Raw genomic sequence first — 22,194 nt, forward strand, 5'->3', positions numbered from 1 at the left:
CATCGTTAAACGGGAGCCGTGACCATCCGGGTCAGGTGGGCCATGGAGGAAAAGCGGTATGGCGGGCAAACCCTTCTGCCAGAATGGGCAGGATACGGAACAGGCAGCGCAAAGCGGTCTTGGCGCGCGGGCCATGGCTTATGGACGCCTGCCACTTCCTGCGGATCTGAACTGGCTGTGGGTTGTTGGGGCGGTGCTGTGCGCCGTGCTTGCCCTTATGGTGCTGACCGGCCTGAGTCTGACATTGGCTTACACGCCCGATGCTACATTGGCTTTTGGCTCGGTCGAGGGGATTGAGCGCCGCCTGCCAGCAGGCTGGCTGCTCCGCGCCATGCACATGACCGGCGCCTCTTTTTTTATGCTGGCTTTATATATTCATCTCCTGCGGGGGCTCTATTACCGGTCTTACCAGCCGCCCCGTATGGGAGTGTGGATTAGCGGGTGCGTTCTGCTGGTTATGGCCATGGTTACGGCTTTTGCAGGCTATGTGCTGCCATGGGGGCAGATGTCCTATTGGGGAGCGGATGTGGCAGGTAAAGCCGTGGGTGCGCTCCCCTTGATTGGCGGGTGGCTGGAAGGTGTTTTTTTAGGAGGGGATACTCCGGGTACACCAACCCTGCACCGCATGTTTGCGCTACATTTTGGTCTGGCTTTTCTGATTATGGCTATGGTGGTGGGGCATATTACTGCTGTTCATGCGCGGGGGAGTTCCAGCCCATCCGGTCGCCCAATCACGCAAACGGGTGCGCTGCCTTTTCATCCTTACTTTACCGTGCGCGATATGCTGGCCACCGTGCTGGTGGCGCTGGGGTTTGTTGCGGTTCTGTGCTTCTGGCCAGATATTATTGTGGAATCCGCTAATTATCGCCCGGCTAACCCGCTGCATACGCCTGCGGATATTGAGCCTGAGTGGTACTTTTTACCCTTTTACGGAATGATGCAGGCTGTGCCGTTCAAACTGGGGGGGCTGCTACTCTCGGGGGGGGCGGTGGCCGTTCTGTTTGCCGTGCCATGGCTGGACCGCGCAGCCGGGTCGTTGCGGCCTGTTCCCACTATGGTCAAAGCTGGTGCTTTGTTTTTGCTTGTCGTGTCTGCTGTGGCAACGGCATGTGCGGGTTTGCACCATATGCAGGGGGGCTGGCTGCTGGTGGCCCGGCTGGGTATGGTGGGGTACTACGCTTATTTTGTATTATACCTGCCGCTTTGTAGCCGCTGGCAGCAAGGCAAAACAGCATGAGCGCGCGCATGTTCCTGACCATGGCGGCAGGGCTGCTGTGGGGTAGTTCGGTTTTGGCGCAACCTGCGGGTATGCCTGCACAGGCTGCGCGCCAGCATTGGTCCTTTGCGGCTCCGTTAGGGCATTTTGACCTGGCAGCGGTGCAACGTGGCTATGCCGTGTTTGCCGGGTCCTGCGCATCCTGCCATAGCTTATCCCAACTGCATTTTTCCGATTTTGCTGGGATGGGGTTGCAAACGCCCGAGGTGGTGGCGCTGGCGGCAACATGGCAGGTGCCTGATGGGCTGGATGCGGAGGGGCGATTAAAACATCGGGCTGCGCGCCCGGACGATGCGTTGCCATCCCCCTATTCTGGGCCAGAGGCGGCTCTGCTCGCCAATCAGGGCGTTGTGCCACCTGATCTGTCCCGTATTCTCAAGGTTTATCCGGGTGGGGCGGACAGGTTGTATGCCCTGCTGTGCGGTTATGGCCCACAGAGCGAACGGCAGAAGGGGCGTGGTTTTTTTAATCCCTATGCCATTGGCCACTTTACGGCCATGCCTCCGCCGTTGCATGGCAACGAAGTCAAATATGCAGATGGTACCGTGCCGGATGTGCAGGCCGAAGCGCGGGACGTTACAACATTTTTGGCATGGGTTTCCGCCCCTCATCAGGACCAGCGGCGCAGGTTGGGTGTGGGAGTGGGGCTGTATCTGTGCTTTCTTGCCGTGCTGTTTGCGATTTTAAACCGGAGAATCTGGTCTGATGTCAGAAAATGAAGTTGTGGAACCCGTTATTGGTCTTATTGGCGGGTCCGGTCTGTACGATATTGATGGTCTGGAAGATAAGGAATGGCGCACGGTGGAAACCCCGTGGGGCTTGCCTTCCGACCAGTTGCTGTTTGGTCGGCTGGATGGCGTAAAATGCGTGTTTCTGCCCCGCCATGGTCGTGGCCACCCCATTCCGCCGTCCCGCCTGAATTATAAGGCCAATATTGCAGCACTTAAAATTTCTGGCGTGACGGATATCGTCTCCCTTTCCGCCGTTGGGTCGCTCAAGGAGGAACTGCCGCCGGGACGGTTTGTTATTATTGACCAGTTTATTGACCGCACCATAGCGCGTGACAAAAGCTTTTTTGATACGGGATGTGTGGCCCATATTTCCATGGCAGACCCGCTGTGCAACCGCGTGGGCGATGTGCTCAAGGCCGAGGCGGACAAGCTGGGGATCGAGGCGACCCGCAAAGGCACGTATCTGGTTATGGAAGGTCCGCAGTTTTCCACCCGTGCCGAGAGTGAACTTTACCGCACATGGGGCTGCTCGGTTATTGGGATGACCAATATGCCCGAAGCCAGCCTGGCGCGTGAGGCCGAGATTTGTTACGCCACCGTGGCCATGGTGACAGATTATGATTGCTGGCACACCGAGCATGATAACGTGACCGTGGAGAGCGTTGTTAAAATCATGCAAGCCAATTCCGCCAAAGCCAAAGCGCTGGTTAAGGCCGTTATTCCAGCACTGGGTGGCAAAAAGCGTGGGTTGTGCAGCGCAGGGTGTGACCGTGCGCTGGAATATGCACTGATTACCGCCCCAGAGGCCCGTGACCCGGAATTGATGAGCAAGCTGAAAACCATTGCAGCGCGCGTTATTTAATATGTGACTAAACGCGCCCTCTGCATAACGTTGGAGGGCGCAATAACGGGCAGGCTGGCAGCTTGCCTGTATTGCACAGGTCTGCGCGTCCATGCTCCAGCTTCGCACGCAAAAAGCACGGAAAACCTGTAACAGGCTGTAAAAGCGTTTTTTATTTTTAGGAAACATGGTGGAGGGGGTTGGATTCGAACCAACGTAGGCGTACGCCAGCGGATTTACAGTCCGCCCCCTTTAGCCACTCGGGCACCCCTCCGACTTGTTGAGCACTGACCTAAAGCCTGCGCCGGGGGTTGTCAATGGCCTTGATGAATATTCTTTACCCTTGGTGGGTTAGAAGGCTTTTTCCATGCCGTGTCGGGGGTATGGCCTGGCAAAAGTTTTATGGGCTGTGGGGTGGACAGATGCACGGGTTCGGGGAAAAGCTGCACCCGGTTTTTGACCATCCGAGAGTTACGGGGAGTTCAGGTTTTGAGTAAACACCACACAGTCCGGCGGCACACGCCCCGTTCGCTGGCCGCGCTGGATACACCCATTGTCTCCCTGACCGCCTATACAACGCCCATGGCGCGCCTGCTGGACCCCCATTGCGACCTGCTGCTGGTCGGAGATTCTTTGGGCATGGTGGTATATGGCATGGACTCAACGCTGGCAGTCAGTGTGGAGATGATGATTGCCCACGGGCAGGCAGTTGTGCGCGGCAGCCAAAAAGCCTGTGTTGCGGTGGATATGCCCTTTGGCAGTTATCAGGAAAGTCCACAGCAGGCATTCCGGGTGGCGGCGGATATTATGGCCAGAACCGGGGCAGGGTGCGTCAAGCTCGAAGGTGGGCAGGAAATGGCGGAAACCATTGCTTTTCTGGTCCAGCGGGGCATTCCGGTTATTGGGCATATCGGGCTTAAACCGCAGGCTGTGCATGCGCATGGCGGGTTCCGTACCGTTGGGCGTGGTCATGAGGCCGATCAGGTTATGGCAGATGCACAGGCAGTGGAAAAAGCGGGGGCTTTTGCCGTTGTGATCGAAAGCACAATGGAGCCACTTTCACGCGCGATAACCGAAGCGCTGAGCATTATGACCATTGGCATAGGGGCCTCGCCCTTGTGCGATGGGCAGATTCTGGTGGCGGAAGATATGCTGGGTCTGTTCCCGGATTTTACACCGCGGTTTGTGCGTAAATTTGCCAATCTGGGGCAGGAGGTGGACCGTGCCGTGGCGGATTACGCCCATGCGGTGCGCACACGCAGTTTTCCCGGCCCGGCGGAATGTGTGGGTATGGCCAAGCCGGAATAACATGAGGCTGTTACTTACCCAGCTCTTTTAAAGTGCTGGGTAAGTGCTGGTGGCCTATGTGTAGGCGGTCTGTGTCCGGTATGGTGCGGGCGTGTTACTGGTAACGCGACAGCCACCATGCGTAGGACGGTGGCAGAACAGACTGCGCATTTTTGGCGTGCAGAATGCGGGCTGCCTCGTGCGGCCAGTGCGGGTTGGCCAGCAATGGCCGCCCCAGTGTGGCCACGTCCAGAATAGTGTTGCGGATAAACCCATCCGCTTGCCGACCTTCGCTGATGTACCAGGAGGTGGTGACCGGTAGCCCCGCTTCCTGCCGGACCTTGCTGGCAATGGGGGTCATAAAGCCAGCACCCCATGGAATGGTGGCGTCAGGGGTGGAAAACCCGATGCTGACATCCATAAAATCCAGACCGTGTTCCTTCATTTTACGAACAAGGGTTATGGATTCTTCAAGCGTTTGCTCATCGTTGCCGTCAAATTCGATCACGCCAAATCGTGCGCTAAGGGGGCGGTCTTCTGGCCAGACGGCTCTTACGGCTGCCAGTGTTTCAAGCAAAAAGCGACCTCTGTTTTCAGCCGAGCCACCATAACGGTCCGTACGCTTGTTGGAATGCGTGGACCAGAAGCTCTGTGCCAGATAGCCATGTGCAAAATGCAGCATAAGCCATTCAAACCCGGCATCGCGTGCACGTTTGGCGGCTTCTACAAAATCATTTTTAACGCGCTCAATATCCGCAAGGCTCATTTCGTGCGGGACGCGGGACAGGTCGGGGCCAAAAGCAATGGGGGATGGGGCTATGGGCTGCCAGCTCCGTGGGTCGGAGGCGGGAATATGGTCATCGCCTTCCCACGGAACATTGGCGCTGGCCTTGCGACCTGCATGGGCGATCTGAATGCCCGGTGTTGCTCCGGTTTTGCGGATGCTTGCAACAATGGGGGCAAAGGCCTGCGCCTGCTCGTCGTTCCACAGGCCAAGGCAGTTCGGGGTAATACGGCCTTCGGGGGAGACAGCGGTCGCTTCCAGCGTGACCAGTCCGGCCCCACCACGGGCAAGGGAGGCATAATGCACACTGTGCCAGTCATTTGGCATACCATCGTGCGCCTGATACTGGCACATGGGACCAACGGCAATGCGGTTGCGCAGTGTGATGCTTTTTAGGGTATAAGGGTCAAAAAGCGTTGGCATGGACCATGCTCCTGTTATGTAGGGCACCATAGCCCCATTAGTTCGATTATAGTCGAACTAATGGGCAAAGCAAGATGATGAGGCCAGTCAAGGATAAACATGAAGCATTATGACCATCCATTGGCGGAAGACCTGCAACTGTCCTGCCTTTTGTACGCGTTATCCGACCCGTTCCGGCTGGAAGTGGTGCGTAAGCTGGCCGTTTGCCAGCCTCAGCCGTGCGCGCCCTTGCAGGATGGTCGGCCCAAGTCGTCCGTGTCCCACCATTTTTCTGTTCTGCGTAAGGCTGGTGTTATCCGCACGGAGGTCGTGGGGGTCACGCACATGAACTCCCTGCGTGAGCAGGAGCTGCAAAGTCGCTTCCCCGGTGTGTTGAGCGCTATTCTGGCAGCCCTTGAGGTGCCCCAGCCTTAGGGCACCAGCACGGCCGCACCGTCAAACCGACCATGGCGCAAATCATCCAACGCCTTGTTGGCATCCTTGAGTGCATAGGTTGTGGTAGTTGTGCGAATGCCAATTTTGGGCGCGAGGGAGAGAAAATCCAGCCCATCCTCTCTGGTCAGATTGGCAACAGAGACAATATCGCGCTCTTCCCATAATGTATCGTAGGAGAAAGCGGGAATTTCGCTCATATGAATGCCCGCGCAAACCACACGTCCGCCTTTGCGCAGGGTTTTAAGGGCTGCTGGCACCAACGCACCATCGGGCGCAAAAATAATGGCGGCGTCCAGTTGTTCTGGTGGCAGTTCATCTGAGCCACCAGCCCATGTGGCGCCTAACGAGCGGGCAAATTCCTGCGTTTTTGTGTCGTTCGGGCGAGTAAAGGCGTAAACCTGCCGCTTTTGCCAGACCAGCACCTGCGCAATAATATGTGCAGCCGCACCAAAGCCATATAAGCCCACTTTTTGGGCATTACCGGTTTTACCCAGTGACCGCCAGCCAATCAGCCCCGCGCAAAGCAGGGGAGCAAGCGAGACATCCGACCCTTCCTCCCCCATTGGAAATGCAAAATGAGCATCGGCAACTGCCATGGTGGCGTAACCACCATCGCGCGTGTAGCCAGTAAAAATGGGGTGGTCGCACAGGTTTTCGTGCTGGCTGGCACAATAGGGGCAGTGGCCGCATGTATGACCCAGCCAGGGAATACCCACGCGCTGCCCAACCTTAAGGTCGGTTACGCCGCTGCCCAGCATATCAATCCGGCCAATAATTTCGTGCCCCGGTGTTACGGGCAGTTTGGGGTGGGTTAAATCGCCATCGACCACATGCAGGTCGGTCCGGCATACGCCGCAGGCCAGTACCTTGACCCGTATTTCGCCCGGACCGGGTGTGGGGTCTGGCAGTTCCTCCCATTGGAGTGGGGTCCGTGGGCTGTGCAGGCGCATGGCGAACATGAAGGTTCTCTCCCTTGCTGGGTCAGTGGGCCTGCGGGTCAGGTGCGCCGCACCCATCTGTTAAGCCGCGTTCAGGTGGCCTGCTTCTTTATGTGCCGCAGTGCTGCATGATGCGGGAAGAGGGATGTTGCGCATTGCGGGGTCACTGTAACAGCATAACCCGGCTTGCAATCCGGTAACGGCTTATCAAAAATGGCAGGGTATCAGAACGGTTTAAGCAGGCGGTCCAGATAATCCAGCTCCTGTTGTGGGCGGGTACGGTCTGAATCGCGGCGGCGCAATTCCTGCTCGATTTCACGCGCGCGCTGGCGGGCAACCGTGTCGGGGATATGGGTGCTGTCATCGCTATTCTGGTCAGCACCTTCGCCCTGTTTGCGGCCAAGCGGGTCTTTGCCTGTCGTGTTGTCATCACCCGCATCGTCTGCTTCATCGGATGGTTGACCATTGCCGTTTTCGCCAGACCCGGTACTGCCTGTTCCAGACGATCCTTCGCTTTTACCCCCAAAAGACGGCAAAAAGCTGGGCGTACTGTTCTGGCCATTGCCCTTCATGCTCTCCTGCATCTGCTTGCGGCTTTTACGCAGGGATTCAAGCGCTTTTTCTTCCGCTGTAGCGGCGGCGGCATCATCTCCATCGGCTAGCGCCTTGCGGGCTGCGGCCATGTTTTTATGGGCTTCTTCAAACGCATCGGGCGTTTTACCCGTGAGTTCCTTAAATTCGTCCTTTAACTCGCTTAGGGCCTGTTCCAGCGCGTGTTGGGTGGCCCGTTCCGTGCGGCGTGCTGCGGCCTGAGCCTCGGCCTTGGCCGGGTCTGGCATATTGCTATTCCCCGCAGGAGGCTGCGTACCGCTGGGGGCAGGCTGTGGGGGTGCTCCCATATCCGGTGGCGCGCTTAGCCCCAACCTGCGCAACAGCTCGGATGTGGGCAGGTTGGCATATTCCGCAGCTTCGCCATCGCCATCATCCGCAAGATCGCTCTGCTGTTGGGACAGGTTGCGTAAATGTTCGTCCAGACGGGACTGGGCGTGGTCCAGCAGGCTGGATTCCTTGGTTGTCAGGTCATGCAGGGCGGCGGCCTGCTCGCGGGCTTTCTGCTGGGCCAGCATCTGCTGGGCCAAGGCTGCAAGGTCCTGCGGGGTGGCGTTGCGCATACGCTCGGTGGCGTTTTCCATTTCCTGCAGGCGTTGCATGGCATCACCTTCGCGCCCGTTGGCGGCATCGGCCTGCAACTGCTTCATCAGCCGTTCAAATGCCTTGTTCCCGGCGGAGGAAAAACCGGGCAGGTCGGGAATAGCGGTATGGTTGCGCAGGGCTGCATCGGCCAGTGCCTGCATTTTGCGGGCAATGGCGTTCTGGAGTTCCTTCAGGCTTTGTTCCAGTGCTTCCTGCGCTTGCTGGTTGTGTGTGCCATCGTGTTTCATTCTGGCCAGTTTTTGTGCCACATCCGCCTGCGCGGCCCGGACATCTATCGAGGCCTGGGCACTGGCGTTATCGCCCGTGCGTCGGTCCTCTATATCTAACGCCAGATCCCACAGCAGGTTGGTTGCGCTGGTACGGGCGGTCGGGGTGTCTATATCCGCATTGTCCAGCAGGGCGACAATGCTGGTCAGGTTAAGGAACATGCCGGTATGGTCCCGCACAGGGCCCGGTGCCTCGCCCAGAGCTTCCAGATCCTGCGCGGTATCTTCGCGTTTTTCCTGTTCCAGAGCAAAGCGCCTGCGGACATCCAGAATGGCGCGGGCGATGGGAGAATGGAAAACGCGCCCACCTAACCTGAATGTGGCAGAGGCACTTTCCGCCTTGTGGCCGCTTGTGGCGGTTGCAACAATTTGCCCCGTGACCTCCTGCCCGGCCCACGGATCTTCCGACAGGTCAGGGGCAACCATGTTTTTAACGGATTTTGGGTGACCGCTCAGCGGGAGCGGAATGCTCAGTTCACGCTTGGTGTTTGCTCCACGTGCAGGGTGGGCTGCATGCAGCACAACATGCAGATCCGACAGGCCATACGCATGGCTGGCCGCGTAGGGCAGGCGTGTGTGCCAGTCCCCTTTTTGGGGTGCTCCGGGGGATGGCCCCCATGCAACCTGTGGTGCCAGATCTGGCAGAACGGTAATGGGCCAGCGGGCAAGAGTGCGCCCACGCCCTGTAAGGCGAAGGAGCCCGCTGTGGGTTAAGGTAACCTCCAGCTTCCAGCTATGAGCGTCCAGCTTCTGGCGTTTTTCGTCCTGCGCAATCAGGCCCTGCATGGCCTGCAGGGTCGGGTGGGAGGCCAGACCGTTGACAATAACGCTCAACCGCGCCCCCTCCTGCACCTGTGGAACAGGGTGGCCTGCACTTAAAAACACCGGAGCGTCCGGGGCATAGGCTGGCGGGGTAATCCACGCATCAATGTGGGGTAGGGGAACGTCCGGATCGTCACGGCCGGGAATAAAGGCTGCCAGAACGCGCCCCGGTGCGGAGGAGCCAGCGAGTGTTGTGCCAATACCAAGCCCTGCAACCAGCAGTGCGGCTGTAATGCGGCGTGTACGGCCTTTGGGCATCAGGGCCGGCCAGCCTGCGCGCAAGGTGCCCAAAGATGCCAGCAGGCGCTGCCGGTGGGCCTGCCACAATATGGTGCTGCTGGTGTGGGGGAGCGGAGCGGGAGTATCTGTCAGGCTGGCAAGGGGGCGGTTGGGCAGGCGGGAGGCCTGTTCAATCTGGCGGTCAATCTCCTCAGGGGTTGCTTTATGCAAGCGGCCAAGGTCGGTGTGGAGCCGCCATCCGCACAGGCTCAGCCAGCCCGCAACGCCGACCAGGCGCAACCCATCGGGGAGTTGCTGGGGCAGGCGCAGCAGGCCTGCCAGCGTGTAAAGGCCCAGCATGGCCAACGTTGGCTGGAGCGCAGGCCAAAGCTGTTCAATATGCAGCACAAGACCAGCCTGGCGGCGCACATGGGCCAGACGGACGGCCAGTGCACCGTCCTGCGCGGTTGACGCGGTCAGATCATGCTTCAGACCGCCCATGCGTCATGCTTTTCCGGTCGGGTGGGCTGGTATGGTTTCATCCTGCCACAATTCTTCCAGTGTCTGCCGGTGGCGTATAACCGTCCATTGGCCGTTTTCTACCAGAACCTGCGTTGCCAGCGGGCGACTGTTGTAGGTGGAACTCATGACTGCACCATAAGCGCCCGTGTCCAGAATGGCTATACGGGATGCGCGTTCAAGCGGTGGCAACAGCCGGTCCCGCGCAAATGTATCGCCACTTTCACACACCGGACCAACTACATGTGTGGGCGTTACGGGCTGGTTGAAAGCCTGGGGAGCAAGGGGGAGAATACCGTGCCATGCGTCATACATGCTGGGGCGGACCATGTCGTTCATAGCGGCATCAAGCACCACAAACGGGGCGGGTAGCCCTTCCTGCTTGCGCAGGACGACGCTGCTCAGCAGCACACCGGCTGGCCCCACAGGCCACCGCCCCGGCTCAATGCTCAGGCGTACACCCAGTTCGCCCAGTTCTGCCCGGATGGCACCGGCCAGTGCTTCGGGCTGCCCTTCCACCTCGTTGCGGTAACAGATGCCCAGACCGCCACCGCAGTCCACGGCCTCTACGCTCAGGCCGCTGGCGCGGACAGTGCGTACCAGTTCCGCTACGCGGGCGTAAGCGGCATGGTAAGGAGCGGTGGAAACAATCTGGCTGCCAATGTGGGTGGCAAAGCCAACCGGCTTAAGCCCCGGCAGGGTAAAGGCACGGGCATAAAGAGCGGCTGCGTTATCAAACGGAATGCCAAATTTGTTGGCGGCAAGGCCAGTGGTAATTTTGGCGTGCGTTTTGGCATCCACATCGGGGTTGATGCGCAGTGTTATGGTGGCCTGTTTGCCAAGGCGCGTTGCAATGGCAGAAATAATGCCCAGTTCCTCGGCACTTTCCACGTTAATCTGGCCAATACCCAGACCAATGGCATATTCCAGTTCCGCATCGCTTTTGCCAACGCCGGAAAAAACGACGCGGTTTGCAGGAATGCCCGCTTTTTGTGTGCGGGCCAGTTCACCACCACTCACAATATCCACGCCATATCCTTCCTGCCCGATAAGGGAGAGAATGGACAGGTGGTCGTTGGCCTTGACCGCGTAATGGATGCTCACATCCAGCCCGGCGTCCACCATGGCGGTCTGCATCCGTTTAAGGCGCTGGCGCAGCGTGCCAGCGCCCAGTACCCAGCATGGAGTGCCAACCGCATCTGCAATGGCGTTAAGGGGAACGCCCTCAAACATAAGTCCGCACATGGGGTCTGTGGTCAGGTGCGGATGTGTGGCCAGAAGTTCGGCCATGGAGGGATCAGCGTCGGTATAAACAGGTAAGTCAGCCATGAGGCGAACAGAGCCTTGGAAAAGAGAGGGTGGGATGTGATGCGGAGCAGAAAGGCTGGCTCCTCCCCCTCCCTGCGTGCAGATGCAGGGAGGGCGAGGCCGGTTTGATTATTCCGGTGGATAGATCCGGGGGTAGGTAATCTTGTTTTGTGGTCCCGGAGCCTGATTAGGCCCCTTTTTGCCACAGGCAGCCAGCGGCAGGCACAGGGATGTTGCCACAAGCAGGCCAACAAACAGGCGGAAGGTCATGGCGCTCAGCCTTCTGAAGAACGAGAAGCAGGAGAACCCAGCGTATCCAGCCAGCGTGTGGCCTGCGCTGCAACATTGCTGGAGGCTGTTCCCCCCTCGCTTGTGCGCGAGGCAATGGAGGCGTCAACCGTTAGAACAGAGTAAATATCCTGCGTAATGCCGGGTTCTTCGGCCTGCATTTCTTCTAAAGTCAGGTCTGCCAGACCAACATTTCTGGCTTCTGCGCGGGCGACAAGGCGGCCGGTAACATGGTGCGCCGTGCGGAAAGGAACTTTGAGCACACGGACCAGCCAGTCCGCTATGTCGGTTGCCGTGGAATAGCCCGAACCGGCCAGCGCGCGCATCTGCTCCGTGTTGGCGGTCATGTCACGCACCATGCCGTCGCACGCGGCAAGGCAGAGGGCAGCGGCATCGGTTGCGGCAAAAACGGGTTCTTTGTCTTCCTGCATGTCTTTGGCATAGGCCAGCGGCAGACCCTTCATAACCGTCAGCAGGCCAATCAGGCTGCCGTTAATGCGGCCTGTTTTGGCCCGAACCAGTTCCGCAGCATCCGGGTTGCGTTTTTGCGGCATAATGGAAGAGCCGGTTGTAAACGCATCCGACAGGCGGATGAACGAGAAGGGGGATGAGCACCAGATGACAATTTCTTCCGCCATGCGGGAGAGGTGCATGGCCAGAATGGACAGGGCGGATAGATATTCCAGTGCAAAATCCCGGTCAGAGACGGCATCGAGCGAATTGGCGGTCGGGCGGTCAAAGTGCAGGAGTTCGGCTGTCATCTTCCGGTCAATGGGGAAGGATGTGCCAGCCAATGCGGCAGAGCCAAGCGGGCATTCGTTCAAACGGCGGCGGGTATCTGCCAGACGTCCGCGGTCCCGGGCGAGCATTTCCACATAGGCCATCAGATGGTGGCCAAAGGTAACGGGCTGGGCTGTTTGCAGGTGTGTAAAGCCGGGCATGGGGTCTGCTGCGTGCTCCAGTGCCCGCTGCGCCAGCCCGCGCATGAGTGAGGCTACCTGCTGGTCCAGCCCATCTATGGCATCGCGCACCCAGAGCCGGAAGTCGGTTGCGACCTGGTCATTGCGGGAGCGGGCGGTGTGCAGCCGCTTGCCAGCCTCGCCAATCCGTTCGGACAGGCGGGCTTCGATGTTCATGTGAATATCTTCAAGCGCTTCAGAAAAAGGAAAATCGCCAGCAGCAATTTCAGCGCCTATTTCGGTCAGCCCATTGCGGATTGCGGCTTCATCTTCCCCGGAGATAATACCAACGTGGGCCAGCATGGCGGCATGGGCCAAAGAGCCTGCAATGTCCTGCTTCCATAAAGCCTTGTCAAAGCTGATGGAGGCATTGATGGCCTGCATAATGTCAGAAGGTCCACCTGCAAATCGTCCGCCCCACTGCACGTTGGCATTGGCTGTGGTGGCGGCTTGGGCCGGAGGCTGGTTCTTCAAAGACATGGTTGGCTGACCTGTTCGTTTGCATGGTATCGTTTTGTGCCGCAGCCATAATACCGGAGCGGGCTGAATGCAAAGCCCATCCTACCGGCGCATTCTTTGGCGCGCAAACCGCGATGGGGGGAGGCTGGGGTGGCAGGTCATGCCAGTGCTGCGGTGTGGGCGGGGGTTTTCTGCTCGTCAAAGCGCTGGCAGGGGTGGTTGCCTGAGCAATTCTCTGCTTATAAAGTGTGTAAATTACAAGGAGTTCAGGAAAAGACCATGTCTCACGAACTTGCAACTTTTGGTGTGATCGATCCGGGGGTAAATGTGCTGCTCGAAGTGATCCGGGCAGAAAATCCCCTTACTGCCGTACGTCGGCTGGAAGAAAAGATGCGCGGGCCAGAATACGTGGCCGCACGTAGCTATATTGAAGGCGGTGAAGAATCGCTCGATGGCACAGATCCGGCTTATCTGGTTTACAGGCTGGATGGCAGCGGGCTGGATGCGGAAGGTCTGAGCGGTGAAGACGCCGGGCGCGTCAGGGCTGAGGCAGAGCTGGCTGCGGTTATTGTATCCTCCGTCAAATAAACGCTTTTTTGTATTCAGGCAGGCTGGGGGGATTACCCTTCCCCCCTAGCTGCGCCAAAACAGGGCACATGCTAAACGCTGATGACAAACGTTTTGGCTGAGAGTTTTAAAGTTTACGGGCAGGATCAGGGCGGGCCGTTTGTGCTGGTCAGCGACCATGCCGGGCAGGCTATTCCCTCATCCCTCGATGGTCTGGGGCTGAGTGCACAAGAGCGTGCCCGCCATATCGGGTGGGATATCGGTATCGATGGTGTAGGCCAGCAACTGGCTCAAACCCTGCCTGCAGTTCTGATCGAGCAGGTTTATTCCCGGCTGGTGATTGACTGTAACCGTGCCCCCGGCCACCCAACTTCCATTGTGGCGCAAAGCGATGGCACACCAGTGCCCCGGAACCAGAGCATAAGTGCAGCGGACGTTGCATGGCGCGAGCAGACCATTCTGCACCCGTACCATCAGCGCATCCAGCAGGAGCTTGATGTGCGTCTGGCGCAGGGGCGACTCACTGCCGTTGTGGCGCTGCATAGTTTTACGCCCATTATGCGTGGCGTAGCGCGACCGTGGCATGTGGGGCTTTTGCACAACCACGACCCCCGTCTGGCCCATATCATGATCGATCTGCTACGGGCCGAGGGGCTGGTCGTGGGGGATAACGAGCCATATGCGCTGACCGATACATCGGATTATACGGTTCCCCTCCATGGGGAGCGGCGCTCCTTGCCGTATATTGAAATTGAAATCCGCCAGGATCTGATCGTCCATGCGCAGGGGCAGGCGGAATGGGCTGCTTTGCTGGCTCGTTTGCTCCCTCAAGCATGGCAGATTTTTTGCACAAGGTACCCTCACTCCTCATGACCCAATCTTCCAACACGCCACCTTCGCAGATCATTACAGGCAAGGCCCGGCTGGCAGGTGTGCTGGGTTGGCCAGTTGGGCATTCGCGCTCACCAGCACTCCATAATTACTGGTTGCGGCGCTATGGGGTGGATGGAGCCTATGTGCCGTTACCCGCCACACCGGAGAATTTTGTGGCAGCAGTTATGGGGTTGAAGGCGGCGGGCTTTAGGGGTGCTAATGTGACCATCCCGCATAAGGAGGCCGCTTACAGGCTGGCTGATGAGCTGGATCATTCTGCCCGGCGGGCAGGGGCGGTTAACACGCTTGTTTTTCGCGACGATGGAAAAATTCTTGGCCTGTCCACGGATGGGGATGGCTTCCTTGCCAGTCTGGAAGCCTGCGGGATGCTTCCACAACCGCAAAGTCGGGCTATTCTGCTGGGTGCTGGCGGAGCAGCCCGTTCCGTGGCAGCGGCCTTGCAGGACCGGGGAATACAGGTTGCCATAACCAACCGGACGCAGGAGCGTGCCATGGCTCTGGCCAAAACCTTGCCCGGCGTTGAGGTGCTGCCATGGAACGAGTGGGAGCAAAAGCTTGGCATGTTCTCCCTGCTGGTCAACACGACTTCGCTTGGCATGGAAGGGGGGCCGGACCCGTTATTCTGCCCCGATCTGGGGCAGGCCGCACCCGAGTTGGTGGTGGCGGATATCGTGTATGTGCCTCAGATAACACCATTACTGGCCAGTGCGGGGCAGCATGGCCTGCGGACGGTTGGTGGGTTGGGTATGCTGCTGCATCAGGCCCGTCTGGGGTTTAGGGAATGGTTTGGCGTTGACCCGCAAGTGGATGATGCAACACAAAAATATGTTCTGAACAGCTTTTGAGGGCACATTGACCTCCACGGATTGCGGCGGGGTTGCATAATGCGGGTTCTGGGCCTGACCGGCGGTATGGGTATGGGCAAAAGCACGGTTGCAGCCTTGTTGCGCCGCGCTGGTCTGCCGGTGTTTGATGCGGATGCAGTGGTCCACCGCCTTCAGGCGCAGGGGGGGGAGGCTCTGCCAGCCATTGCCCGGCTTGTGCCCGATGCAGTCAGGAATGGATGTCTGGACCGGGCGGCGCTGCGGCAGGTCGTGCTGGGCCAACCCGGTCTGTTAAAAAAGCTGGAAGCGATTATGCACCCTTTGGTGCGCCGCGAGCGTGCCCGTTTTTTGCAGCATTACCGCAAGCTGGGTGCACCTTGGGTTGTGCTGGATATACCGCTCCTGTTTGAGACAGGAGCCGACCATTTGTGCGATAAGGTTGTTGTGGTGTCCGCCCCCTACTGGGTGCAGTGCCGGCGTGTGGCGCTCCGGCGCAGAATGCCCCATGCGCAGGTGCTCCGCCTGATTGCCTGCCAGATGCCAGATGCCCGCAGGGTGCAAAAAGCGGATGCGGTCATTCGTACCGGCTTGTCCATGAAGGAAACAGAACGGCAGGTCCGCCGCTTTATCAGGAGTTTGAGGGCATGAAACGATCCATCCTGTTTGATACGGAAACGACAGGTCTGGACCCGGCAACCGGGGACCGGGTGATTGAAATTGCAGCCCTTGAACTGGTGGGCGACCTGCCAACAGGCAAAAGCTACCACGTGCTGCTCGACCCCGAACGCGACGTGCCGGAAGAGGCAAGCCGCGTGCATGGCTTTACGCGCGCGGACTTGGAAGGCAAACCCAAGTTTGCCGATGTTGCGGACAAGTTTTTGGCGTTTGTGGGGGACGATGATGCGCTGATTGCGCACAATGCCCGGTTTGACTTTGGCTTTTTAAATGCCGAACTCAAACGTGCAGGCCGTAAACCACTGGATATGGACCGTATGGTGGATACGCTGGATATGGCGCGTGAGCGCTTTCCCGGTATGCCCAACAGTCTGGATGCCTTGTGCCGCCGTTTTGGCGTGGATCTGTCCGCCCGTACAACCCACAATGCCCTGCTGGACTGCAAGCTGCTGGCCGAAGTGTATGTGGAGCTTATGGGGGGACGCCAGCATGGCCTTGGGCTTATGGCGGATGGGGAGCAGGCTCCCGCAGTCGTGTACGATGGACCTGCTGAGCGCACGGTAGTGCGGGTCCACCCCAGTGCCGCAGCACTGGCCGCACACGCCAGTTTTGTGGAAAAGCTTAAAGACCCGATCTGGAACAGCTAAGCCAGTCAACCATGACAGAGCATGGCCGAAAAGGCTATGCAGCGGCAAAAGCCTATGCCATGTTTGAAGTGTCCCGAATACAAGGAGCATTTTTGATGCGTTTAGCATCCTGCCGTTTTCTTGCTGCTTTGGCTCTGTCCGTGTGGGCCATACCCGCAGGGGCGGAAACCGTTCTGGGCGATCCCATGGCGGAGGTTACCTTTAAAACCCGCTCTGCCGATCTGGGTGTGGGGTACACATGGGGTAACGGTGTGCTGACCTATGGCGGACATGATTATCCGTTTGAAGTCAGTGGTGCTTCGGCCGCAGCCATTGGCTTTTCTTCCGGTAATAGCGTTGGCAAGGTTTATAACCTTCAGCGACTGGAAGATTTTGCCGGGACTTACTGGTCTCTCTCGGGCGAGACCACGGTTGGCAAAGGTGTTGCCGGGCATCTGATGGAAAATGACTCGGGTGTGCGTATCCGTCTGGACGAAATCCGGACAGGGGGCCGCCTTGCTGCCTCTCCCTCACGCCTGACCATCCGTTTTTTACCCGAAGCCAAAAAAGCCATTACGGACGCAGCAGCCAAAAAGAACTAAATTCGCGTTTACTGCTTATCCGCGGGGGATATTTTTCCCCTGCGTGAGCAGTTGTACCGTTCTGTTCAGGATGTTGCGTTCTTCATAAAATTCGAGTGCGCGCGCCCGGCCACTTCTGCCCATGCTGTGGCGCAGGTCGGGTTGGTTTACAAGGCTGCGTAACGCACGGGCAAGCGGTGTTACTGTTGCCGGAGGCACCAGCAAACCAGTCCTGCCTTCCACAACAAGTTCCCGCGAACCACGGATATCGGTGGCCACAACTGGCAAGCCTGTCATCATCGCTTCGATAATAGACATGGGCAGCCCTTCAAAATGGCTGGGCAGGGTGTAAATATCCGCAGCAGCCAAAAGGGCGGGAATATCGGTCCGGTAGCCAAGGCATTTAAGCCGGGGGCCAAGCTCTTTGCGGGCTTGCGCCAAAACTTCGTCCAACGATACGCCGTGATCGCTGGCAAGGCGTTCTCCAACAATCCAGAGTTCCGCATCTGGTACGTCCCGCATGGCTGCCAGCAGTTCGGGGTGGCCCTTGTGGCGTACAAGGCGGGAGACAGCGATAATGACCACAGCTTGCGGGTCAGTTCCCACTTCCGCGCGAATACGGGTGCGTGCCTGTTCATCGGGATGAAAAACACTGCTGTCACGCCCGTTCCCTATGGCTATGGGATGGGGGTGGATATGCAGGCGTTTGGCATCCGCCGCTTCTTCCTGCGAGACGGTCATATAAATATCGGTAATGCCCCCACAGCCGCGCTCCAGCAGTTTTGCCAGCAGGTGCCGCGCCCGTGAACCAGGCTGGTTAAACAAAAAACCATGGCACGTGTAGGCAATACACGGCACGCCACAGATTTTAGCCGCTACCCGTGCCAGAATACCGCTAATGGGCATGTGCGCATGAACCATATCCGGTTTTTCCCGCCGGATAAGTCGAATGAGCGCCCATAGGGCACGGGTCTGGGCGATGGGGGAAAAAGAGCGTGCCAAAGGCGGGGTTTCAACACGAAAACCCTCAGCTCTCGCATTTTCCAGCAAAGGACCATCCGCGCAAACGCCGACAACCTCATGTCCATCCGCACGGAGGGTACGCATGAGGGGAAGCAAAAAATGGACGAGTGCAAAATCGACGTTTGTAATTTCGAGTATTTTCACAGTGTGACTTATTCGCTGATCAGAGACAGGGCCCAGTGGAGGGGAGGCGGCGGAGTCAGCTGGCTGGCAGCCGGTAGGGGCTGAGGTACCGCAGGAATGGGGGGCTGTGGTAAAGCCACATCAGCCTTGGCAGCTTCCGCCGCAAAATCATCCTCCTGCGGGGTGGGGATGGGGTCTGCCGTTGTGCTTTCTGGTTCTGTGGTGGCGGCAGATTGTTCCTGTGTCTGGGCCTCATCCTGTTCTGCCGTAGCTCTGGTCTGTGCATCCTCCGGTATGGATGTGGAGGCTGATTCCTGCGTTGCTTCGGGCAAAGGGGCATCCTGCCGTGGCGGCAAAGGCGGGGTTAGCACAAGTTGCAAGGTGGCCTCTTTGGTGCCTTGCCCAAGATAGACGCTTTCTTCCACGCTGATGTGGCCATCGGATTGGAACAGCCAGCTTTCTTCCTCGCTATGCAGCAGGTACCCATTTTCGGTGGGTTCAACCATAATGTCCGGGTGGAGGTGGAAGCGCACGCAGGGCGAGCGCACCAGAGTTGCCTCTTCCAGCCGCTCTTCTCCGCGGAGTGTTCGTCCGTCTTTGCCCAGATAAAGCTGACGGTGGTACACGCCACCCCCCTGACTTTCGTACCCGTTATGGGTCATGTCCAGCCAGTGCGCCCCATCCTGCGTTGCATGGGTGCGGGTGACGTGGGGCGGCCTGCTGGTGGTACCGTTGGATTCGAATGTCATGGGGGACATGCCCCCCAATTCCAGCACGGAATGCGCGGCAGGGTAGCGTAGTGCTTCTGCCCAGCCTTTTTGCGTGCTGCTGCCACAATTAACGATCAGCCGCTGTTTACCGGACGAAAACTCGAACGATAACATGCCCGCGTGGGCTGTATGGTCAAACCCTTTGGGGGCAGGTGCCGCGGCATCGGCAATAAGGAGTGCGCGACCGCTACTCAAACGGGCAAACCCGCTTTCTGGCAGTCCCGCGGCAACGACCCGTGCGCGGGATGCGCGGTTGAGCACAAGCTCCACCAGTTGTGGGTCCCGCTCTTTGCTGCCGTTAAAAAGGGCCAGCCCCCCATCTCCATGCCGCATGGCGCGCAGGGCTGGTACGGTCCGGTTGGCGGCATCGACCAGTGTTGTCGGCAGAGGCAGGCGTGCGACCTGAAGAATATAAAGCATTTCCGCCAGTTCCTTTACGCTGAGGAACAGGTCTTCAGGATTGCGCGTTATATGACCACCATCTGGTAAAATCTGGCTGGTTATGACCTCATCAATCAGGCGTAAATACCGGGTCAGAAATTCCGGATAATCAGGAATGGACACGGCAACCGCAAGCAGGCCCTTGAGTGCGCACAAAGCCTGCCAGCCATAAACCGCTTCGGGCATCAGCACCATTATGGAGCGGGCTTCCATAATAAGGGAGGCCATAAGGTTCTGGCGGAAAGTATCATCCGCGGAAGCGGCAAAAAATTCGTAACAGCCCAACCATGCGCAAAGACGGGCTCCGGTTATGGAAGGGTCCATGGTTGCCCGCTCAGCCGCAGGCTGGCGGATCCAGTGCGATACGAGCGTGCGCGCCTTGATCCGGGCAGATTCTGCTCCCAGTTCGCGTAGGTCCTGTAACCAGCCAAAACCCTGCAACCAGCGCCGGTAAGCCGCAGGCCATGTGGGGTCCTCCCATATGCCGGACTGGAGCGAGCGCGGGGTGCCATCAAACTCGGTCCGGTTGCGGACCAGCTTTTCCCCCACCATGGCGTTGCCCGGCCACAGGTCGCGCAGGACCACGGCTGGTGCGGCAGGAACACGGGCAAATCCACCAAGCGGATTGCGCATGGCATAAGCAAGGCGGGGTCCACGGGTCCAGCGGCGAAGGGGCATTAGATGAATGTGACTCCAAGGCTGGGTCGTTATTGAGGTAGCAACTCTACCCACACTTTATGACATCATTTGGTACGATTTTGCGTTAAGGACCATGTGATAGGTCAAATGGCACGGAGCGATGCAATGGCAGCCGTATAATCGGGCTTGCCATAAACAGCACTCCCCGCGATCAGCACATCCGCACCCGCTTTTACGGCCAGAGGGGCTGTTGTGGCATCTATCCCCCCATCGACCGCCAGACGGATATCGCGCCCGCTCTGGCTGATCATATCCCGGATGCGGGTAATTTTTGGCAACTGACTGGCCAAAAATTTCTGCCCTCCAAATCCGGGGTTTACGGTCATGACCAAAATGACATCCACAAGGTCCATAACCTCAGCAATAGCCTCGGCTGGTGTAGCAGGGCACAACACAATGCCCGGCTTTGCACCAAGCTGGCGAATAAGCTGGAGCGAGCGGTGGGTGTGTGGTCCGGCTTCTATGTGAATGAGAATCTGGTCTGCCCCGGCTTTGGCAAAAGCTTCCAGATAAAGGTCAACAGGTGCAATCATCAGATGCACGTCAAAGGGGAGGGTCGTGCTCCCCCGCAGTGCCTGAACAACAGCCGGACCAAAGGAAATATTTGGCACAAAATGGCCGTCCATCACATCCAGATGGATCCAGTCCGCTCCGGCCTGTGCAACGGCTTTGACTTCTTCTCCCAGCCGCGCAAAATCCGCAGCCAGAATACTTGGGGCAATCAGGGGGAATGGTGCAGAACTCATTCCCCGTTTATCCGCAATAGCAGCCGCCTGCGCAACTGGAGAAAAACGGTTTGTGCGCTTTTAATGCCAGGGCAGGGTGCGCAGGGGGTGGCTCAGGTTGCGCGGGTAAAGCGGGCGGCAAAAAATCCGTCCATGCCGCCTTTGTCCAGCCATAGGCCGGGGTGGGTGCGTAGCCAGCCTTCGGGTGTAAGTGCCTCCGGTAAAAAGGCGAGTTCTTCCGGCGTAAAGGGAGCGGGAATAAGGCCCATGGCTTGTGCAGCACGGGCGCGGGCAGGCCCTTCCTCCTCCTGGAGGGAGCATACGGCATAAACCAGTCTGCCGCCGGGGCGGAGCATATCCCTTGCCGCGGCCAACAGCTTGTCCTGCATGGCAGTCAGGTTGGTCAGGTCCCGCGGGCGTTTGACCCACAGCACATCCGGGTGGCGGCGGGCCGTGCCTGTGGCAGAGCAGGGGGCATCCAGCAAAATGGCGTCCAGTGGTGCATCGGGCTGCCATGTGGCGGCATCGGCCTGCAAAGTGCGGACATTTGCCAGCCCAAGGCGTGCCATGTTTTCCTTCAGGCGCAGCAGGCGGGCCGGGTTATTTTCAACCGCAGTCACGTTTGCGCCAGTTATGGCAAGCTGGGCCGTTTTGCCACCGGGAGCCGCGCACAGGTCGGCGACCTGCTCGTTGGGCTGAACATTCAAAAGGCGGGCAGGCAGGGTTGCGGCGGCATCCTGCACCCAAAAAGCTCCCTCTTCGTAACCGGGCAGTTCCGCAACCCTTGTGCCAGCAGGCAGACGGACGGAACCATTGGGGAGCACAACACCACCCTCGGGTGCCTGCGCGCCGGGGCGGAGGGTAATGTCTAACGGGGCTTCATGGCTTATTCCCTGCGCAATGGCGCGTGGCACGCCTTTGCCAAGCCCGGTCCAGGAACTCCACAACCATGCCGGAATGTCCAGCCGGGGTTGGTCCAGCCCGTCCAGCGCACTGGTGCCATTGGCCGCTATGCGGCGGAGCACCGCGTTGGCCAGCCCGGCAAACGGAGCCAGCTTGCGCCTGCGTAAAAGGGAGACTGTGGTGCCAACGGCTGCATGGGGTGGTGTTTCCAGAAACAGGAGCTGGGCGCACCCCATCATCAGGGCTACCCGTACCGGTTCGGGCGGTTCTTTTTTCAAAAACGGTTCCAGAACCGTGCGCAGGGTTCCCATATGGCGCAGGGTTGCTGCGGCCAGCCGGTGGGCGGCCGCACGGTCGCGCGCTTCGGCCTGATGCGCCGTTGCCGAGCGGGAAAGGCTGTTTTCCAGCATTCGGCGGTGTTCGACCACACCACACAGAATATCAAACGCCACATCCCGTGTTGCGTCGGGCTGGGGTGGTGCGGGGCGGAACTTGCCGCGCTGTTTGGAAGAGGATGGGCGCGCAGGTGTGGTCATAGGTGCAGGAAAACCGTTCGGGAAAGCAGGGTATAAG

Annotated in this window: 21 protein-coding genes and 1 tRNA gene; 11 read left to right on the forward strand and 11 right to left on the reverse strand. The window is 58.7% G+C overall.

Annotation, left to right across the window (positions count from 1 at the left end):
* Positions 1-58 precede the first annotated feature (58 nt).
* Genes Absy_RS01250 through Absy_RS01260 form a run of 3 tightly spaced genes read left to right on the forward strand, consistent with a single transcriptional unit; the run spans position 59 to position 2,869 of the window.
* Complete coding sequence (locus tag Absy_RS01250; protein WP_048852924.1) at positions 59-1,237, forward strand: cytochrome b; 1,179 nt, start codon at positions 59-61, stop codon at positions 1,235-1,237.
* Positions 1,234-1,995 carry a cytochrome c1 gene (locus tag Absy_RS01255; RefSeq protein ID WP_048852925.1) on the forward strand — a complete coding sequence of 254 codons (762 nt, stop codon included), beginning with the start codon at positions 1,234-1,236 and terminating at the stop codon, positions 1,993-1,995. The genes Absy_RS01250 and Absy_RS01255 overlap by 4 nt, the downstream gene beginning before the upstream one ends.
* Positions 1,982-2,869 (forward strand): S-methyl-5'-thioadenosine phosphorylase, encoded by an 888-nt coding sequence (locus Absy_RS01260; RefSeq protein ID WP_048852926.1) that lies wholly within the window; start codon positions 1,982-1,984, stop codon positions 2,867-2,869. Before Absy_RS01255 ends, Absy_RS01260 begins: the two co-directional genes overlap by 14 nt.
* A gap of 167 nt (positions 2,870-3,036) precedes the next feature.
* Here the strand turns inward: Absy_RS01260 and Absy_RS01265 are convergent.
* Positions 3,037-3,122 (reverse strand) — tRNA-Tyr (locus Absy_RS01265).
* 215 nt (positions 3,123-3,337) lie between these two features.
* Between Absy_RS01265 and panB the strand changes: the two genes are divergently transcribed.
* The gene (gene panB, locus Absy_RS01270) at positions 3,338-4,156 is read left to right on the forward strand and encodes a 3-methyl-2-oxobutanoate hydroxymethyltransferase (protein ID WP_048853048.1); all 819 of its coding nucleotides are present in this window, start codon (positions 3,338-3,340) and stop codon (positions 4,154-4,156) included.
* A gap of 94 nt (positions 4,157-4,250) precedes the next feature.
* On the opposite strand, the gene Absy_RS01275 is transcribed toward panB, so the two are convergent.
* Positions 4,251-5,342 (reverse strand): NADH:flavin oxidoreductase/NADH oxidase, encoded by a 1,092-nt coding sequence (locus Absy_RS01275; protein ID WP_048852927.1) that lies wholly within the window; start codon positions 5,340-5,342, stop codon positions 4,251-4,253.
* Positions 5,343-5,441: 99 nt separating this feature from the next.
* Here Absy_RS01275 and Absy_RS01280 point away from each other — a divergent pair, with 99 nt between their 5' ends.
* A complete protein-coding gene (locus Absy_RS01280; protein ID WP_048852928.1) occupies positions 5,442-5,756 on the forward strand; it encodes an ArsR/SmtB family transcription factor in 315 nt (104 codons plus the stop codon).
* Here Absy_RS01280 and Absy_RS01285 read toward each other — a convergent pair.
* From Absy_RS01285 to argH, 5 genes are all read right to left on the reverse strand, one after another.
* Complete coding sequence (locus Absy_RS01285; protein ID WP_048852929.1) at positions 5,753-6,736, reverse strand: zinc-dependent alcohol dehydrogenase family protein; 984 nt, start codon at positions 6,734-6,736, stop codon at positions 5,753-5,755. The genes Absy_RS01280 and Absy_RS01285 overlap by 4 nt on opposite strands.
* Positions 6,737-6,939: 203 nt before the next feature.
* The gene (locus Absy_RS01290; protein WP_048852930.1) at positions 6,940-9,738 is read right to left on the reverse strand and encodes a DUF4175 domain-containing protein; all 2,799 of its coding nucleotides are present in this window, start codon (positions 9,736-9,738) and stop codon (positions 6,940-6,942) included.
* Between the two features lie 3 nt (positions 9,739-9,741).
* Complete coding sequence (gene lysA, locus Absy_RS01295) at positions 9,742-11,085, reverse strand: diaminopimelate decarboxylase (RefSeq protein WP_048852931.1); 1,344 nt, start codon at positions 11,083-11,085, stop codon at positions 9,742-9,744.
* Between the two features lie 108 nt (positions 11,086-11,193).
* Positions 11,194-11,334: a hypothetical protein gene (locus tag Absy_RS01300; RefSeq protein WP_173957317.1), complete on the reverse strand. Its 141-nt coding sequence runs from the start codon at positions 11,332-11,334 to the stop codon at positions 11,194-11,196.
* 5 nt (positions 11,335-11,339) lie between these two features.
* Positions 11,340-12,791, reverse strand: coding sequence for an argininosuccinate lyase (gene argH, locus Absy_RS01305; protein ID WP_048852932.1), 1,452 nt, complete (start codon positions 12,789-12,791; stop codon positions 11,340-11,342).
* Between the two features lie 258 nt (positions 12,792-13,049).
* Here argH and Absy_RS01310 point away from each other — a divergent pair, with 258 nt between their 5' ends.
* The 6 genes from Absy_RS01310 (at position 13,050) to Absy_RS01335 (ending at position 16,958) form a co-directional block, all read left to right on the forward strand.
* Positions 13,050-13,358, forward strand: coding sequence for a hypothetical protein (locus Absy_RS01310; protein ID WP_048852933.1), 309 nt, complete (start codon positions 13,050-13,052; stop codon positions 13,356-13,358).
* 81 nt (positions 13,359-13,439) lie between these two features.
* Entirely contained in the window at positions 13,440-14,210 is a 771-nt protein-coding gene (locus tag Absy_RS01315) for an N-formylglutamate amidohydrolase (RefSeq protein ID WP_048852934.1), read from the forward strand.
* Positions 14,207-15,076, forward strand: coding sequence for a shikimate dehydrogenase (locus Absy_RS01320; protein ID WP_048852935.1), 870 nt, complete (start codon positions 14,207-14,209; stop codon positions 15,074-15,076). The genes Absy_RS01315 and Absy_RS01320 overlap by 4 nt, the downstream gene beginning before the upstream one ends.
* Positions 15,077-15,115: 39 nt before the next feature.
* A complete protein-coding gene (coaE, locus tag Absy_RS01325) occupies positions 15,116-15,703 on the forward strand; it encodes a dephospho-CoA kinase (RefSeq protein WP_048852936.1) in 588 nt (195 codons plus the stop codon).
* A complete protein-coding gene (gene dnaQ, locus Absy_RS01330; RefSeq protein ID WP_048852937.1) occupies positions 15,700-16,377 on the forward strand; it encodes a DNA polymerase III subunit epsilon in 678 nt (225 codons plus the stop codon). The genes coaE and dnaQ overlap by 4 nt, the downstream gene beginning before the upstream one ends.
* Before the next feature lie 95 nt (positions 16,378-16,472).
* The gene (locus tag Absy_RS01335) at positions 16,473-16,958 is read left to right on the forward strand and encodes a hypothetical protein (RefSeq protein ID WP_048853049.1); all 486 of its coding nucleotides are present in this window, start codon (positions 16,473-16,475) and stop codon (positions 16,956-16,958) included.
* Positions 16,959-16,973: 15 nt separating this feature from the next.
* On the opposite strand, the gene Absy_RS01340 is transcribed toward Absy_RS01335, so the two are convergent.
* From Absy_RS01340 to Absy_RS01355, 4 genes are all read right to left on the reverse strand, one after another.
* Positions 16,974-18,104, reverse strand: a complete 1,131-nt coding sequence (locus tag Absy_RS01340) for a glycosyltransferase family 4 protein (RefSeq protein ID WP_048852938.1) — start codon at positions 18,102-18,104, stop codon at positions 16,974-16,976.
* 8 nt (positions 18,105-18,112) lie between these two features.
* Positions 18,113-19,972 (reverse strand): heparinase II/III family protein, encoded by a 1,860-nt coding sequence (locus tag Absy_RS01345; protein ID WP_084596785.1) that lies wholly within the window; start codon positions 19,970-19,972, stop codon positions 18,113-18,115.
* A 104-nt stretch (positions 19,973-20,076) separates the two neighbouring features.
* Complete coding sequence (gene rpe / locus Absy_RS01350; protein WP_048852939.1) at positions 20,077-20,739, reverse strand: ribulose-phosphate 3-epimerase; 663 nt, start codon at positions 20,737-20,739, stop codon at positions 20,077-20,079.
* Positions 20,740-20,831: 92 nt separating this feature from the next.
* Positions 20,832-22,157 carry an RsmB/NOP family class I SAM-dependent RNA methyltransferase gene (locus Absy_RS01355; protein ID WP_048852940.1) on the reverse strand — a complete coding sequence of 442 codons (1,326 nt, stop codon included), beginning with the start codon at positions 22,155-22,157 and terminating at the stop codon, positions 20,832-20,834.
* Positions 22,158-22,194 lie beyond the last annotated feature (37 nt).

This window comes from Acetobacter syzygii, assembly GCF_000964225.1.
GTDB classification, from domain to species: domain Bacteria; phylum Pseudomonadota; class Alphaproteobacteria; order Acetobacterales; family Acetobacteraceae; genus Acetobacter; species Acetobacter syzygii.